Raw genomic sequence first — 3,289 nt, 5'->3', positions numbered from 1 at the left:
TCTGAGGCTCCTCGGGAATGAGAGGCATGAGCTGATATTTATCAAACGTTGGTGCGGCTCGCGTCGGCGGGTGGCACATGCCTGCGAGCGGAAGCGTCAGAAATCGAATCCGAGCTGGCCCTCAATTTCCGGAACGCTTCCGTCCACCCAACTGCGGACCTTCTTGAGGTGCCGCCACTGGGGCAGCGCATCAAGATACGCCCACGACAACCGGTGGTGCGGGGTGGGCCCCCGTTCCTCCAGTGCGGCCTTGTGCACGGGTGACGGATACCCGGCGTTGTCCGCGAAACCGAAGTCTGCATGGTCGATACCCAGTTCGGCCATCATTTTGTCGCGCTGGACCTTGGCGAGCACCGACGCGGCCGCGACGGCCACGCAGGACTGGTCACCCTTGATCACCGTACGGACCTTCCAGGGCCTCCCGAGGTAATCGTGCTTGCCGTCGAGGATGACGGCGTCGGGGCGGATCGGCAGGGTCTCCAGGGCGCGCACCGCCGCGAGTCGCAGCGCCGCGGTCATCCCCAGTGCGTCGATCTCCTCCGGAGAGGCGTGCCCCAGGGTGTACGAGGTCACCCAGGTCCGCAGCTCCGCGGCGAGTTCCGTGCGTCGCTTGACGGTGAGCAGCTTGGAGTCGGTGAGGCCGGCCGGGGGCCGACGCAGTCCGGTGATCGCGGCGCAGACGGTGACCGGCCCGGCCCACGCGCCGCGCCCCACCTCGTCGACACCGGCAATGATCTTCGCTCCGGTCGTGGCGCGGAGAGAGCGCTCGACGGTGTGAGTAGGTGGTTCGTACGGCATGGCGTGCTTAGCGTACGCCGCCCCGAACCTCCGGCGACACCCCGGTTCCCCAAACGGGACCAGGGCGCCCGCAGGCGGGGGTCAGACGCCGTCGGGCCGCAGCAGCGGAACCATCAGCTGGTCGATCATTTCCTCGATCTCCTGGTCCGTCCATTCGCTTGCACAAATCTTCGAGCGGTACATCATCATCGCCGGGATGGCGTCGAAGACGTATCCGTTCGCCGCGTCACGCCTGACCTCTCCCCGCTCTATTCCGCGGTTGATGACCTCGCGGAGCATCATGAGAGTCGGCTCGACCACCCCCTTGAGGATCACCGCGTGGAAACGCTCCGCCTGCATGCTGTCGCATTCGTGAATCACCGACCTCAAGGCGAATCCGGGGCGTGAGAACATCGCGTCGCGTGCCCTCCGGCACAGCGCCAGGAGGTCTTCGCGCACGCTCCCGAGGTCGGGCACCGTGTCGAAACGCGGCAGCCCGGACCGGAGCGCGTCCGCGACGAGGTCCTCCTTGGACGGCCAGCGGCGATAGACCGCAGCCTTGCCGGTCTGGGCTCCGGCGGCCACACCCTCCATCGTCAGGCCGTTCCAGCCGACGGTGCCGAGCTGGTCCAGCGCGGCGTCGAGGATCGCGCGTTCGAGGACCGCGCCACGCCTGCGGGACGGTGTCTGGGCGGAGGCGGCCGCCCAGTGCGAAGCAACCATGTCGAGGGTCTCCAGGAAGCGGGGAGCGGGTTTTCGGGGGTCAGCGGGCGTGCCGCGCGGGCCACAACGGGGGACGACGCGCACGGCGGCACCACAAGTGAACGCTTGCGTTCACTGTCGGGGAGTCACTAACGTTGAAACAACAGTGAACGCCAGCGTTCACTAAGTCAGTCGTGGGGGACACATGGTGACAACCTCTTCTCTGATCAAAGACCAGAAGCCGGGAGCTGCCCGCCGGGAAGGGCGTCCCGGCATCGCGCTCACGGTCATCGCGGCCTGCCAACTCATGGTGGTACTCGACGCGACGATTGTGAACATCGCTCTCCCGCACATTCAAGAAGCGCTCAGCTTCAGCACCACCGACCTCACCTGGGTCGTCAGCGCCTACACCCTCACCTTCGGCGGTCTGCTCCTGCTCGGCGGCCGAGCCGGTGACATTCTCGGCCGTCGCCGGGTCTTCATGACCGGCATCCTGCTGTTCACCTTCGCCTCGCTGCTCGGCGGCTTCGCCCAGGAACCCTGGCAACTGCTGGCGGCGCGTGTCCTGCAAGGTGTGGGAGGGGCCATCGCGTCGCCCACGTCGCTGGCCCTCATAACCACAACCTTCCCCGAAGGACCGGAACGCAACCGGGCCTTCGGCGTCTTCGCGGCCGTGTCCGCGGGCGGCGGCGCCATCGGCCTGCTGGCGGGCGGCATGCTCACCGAGTGGCTCGACTGGCGCTGGGTGCTCTTCGTCAACGTGCCGATCGGTGTACTGATCGCCGTACTCACCCCGATGTACATCAACGAGTCCGAGCGGCACTCCGGACGCTTCGACATCGCCGGAGCGGTGACCTCGACGGCGGGCATGGCGTCTCTCGTCTACGGCTTCATCCGGGCCGCGGACGAGGGCTGGCGGGACAACCTGACCATCGGCTCCTTCGTGGCCGCGGTGGTCCTGCTGCTGTCCTTCGCGTTCATCGAGTCGCGGGCCAAGGAGCCGATCACCCCGCTGAGGATGTTCGCCGACCGCAACCGCGCCGGCACATACGTGATCATGCTGAGCCTGGCCGCGGCGATGTTCGGCATGTTCTTCTACATCGTGCTGTTCGTTCAGAACGTGCTGGGCTACACCCCCATCCAGGCCGGCCTGGCCTTCCTCCCCGTCACAGTGGTGATCGCGCTCGGGGCCGGGCTGTCGCAGCGGTTCCTGCCCGTGTTCGGCCCGAAGCCGTTCATGGTCGTGGGCTCGACGCTCGCCGCGGCCGGGCTCGGCTGGCAGGCCCTCATCAGCTCTGACAGCTCGTATGTCGGCGGAGTCCTGGGACCGATGCTGATCTTCGGGTTCGGCATGGGCCTGAACTTCGTGACGCTGACGCTGACCGCGGTCTCCGGGGTCGCCCAGCATGAGGCGGGCGCGGCGTCCGGCCTGCTCAACGCGATGCAGCAGGTGGGCGGATCGATCGGCCTCGCGATCCTGACGACGGTGTTCGGCACGGCGACCAAGGACGAGGCGGAGAAACAGGGGGCGGACTTCCTCACCAACGGCTCCGCGGAACAGAAGGCGGAATTCGCCCAGACGCACCAGCTGCCGGCGCCATGGGGGCACGAAGTGCTGGCGCAGGGCATCTCGGCGGCCTTCGTACCGGCTGCCGCCATGGCCGTCCTCGCCCTGGCCACGGCGTGGCTGGTGATCCGGGTGCGCAAGAGCGATCTGGAGGCCCTGTCCGGCTCGGCCGGGCCGGGCATCGGCTGACGGTACGACACCGCGGGCCGGGCGGTGGCGGTGTCCACCGGCGGGCGTCACGCC

General features: G+C 67.8%; 3 protein-coding genes. 1 reads left to right on the top strand and 2 read right to left on the bottom strand.

The window, feature by feature from the left end:
- Positions 1–96: 96 nt before the first annotated feature.
- Both EBH09_RS27450 and EBH09_RS27445 read right to left on the bottom strand, forming a co-directional pair.
- Positions 97–798, bottom strand: a complete 702-nt coding sequence (locus tag EBH09_RS27450) for a ribonuclease HII (RefSeq protein ID WP_121749632.1) — start codon at positions 796–798, stop codon at positions 97–99.
- Positions 799–879: 81 nt separating this feature from the next.
- A complete protein-coding gene (locus EBH09_RS27445; protein ID WP_121749631.1) occupies positions 880–1,500 on the bottom strand; it encodes a TetR/AcrR family transcriptional regulator in 621 nt (206 codons plus the stop codon).
- A gap of 187 nt (positions 1,501–1,687) precedes the next feature.
- Here EBH09_RS27445 and EBH09_RS27435 point away from each other — a divergent pair, with 187 nt between their 5' ends.
- Positions 1,688–3,235, top strand: a complete 1,548-nt coding sequence (locus tag EBH09_RS27435; protein WP_121749629.1) for an MFS transporter — start codon at positions 1,688–1,690, stop codon at positions 3,233–3,235.
- Positions 3,236–3,289: the final 54 nt, after the last annotated feature.

It is taken from the genome of Streptomyces sp. E2N166, from assembly GCF_003671715.1.
In the GTDB taxonomy this organism is placed as follows: domain Bacteria; phylum Actinomycetota; class Actinomycetes; order Streptomycetales; family Streptomycetaceae; genus Streptomyces; species Streptomyces thinghirensis.
This window is presented reverse-complemented; position numbering and strand designations above follow the sequence as displayed.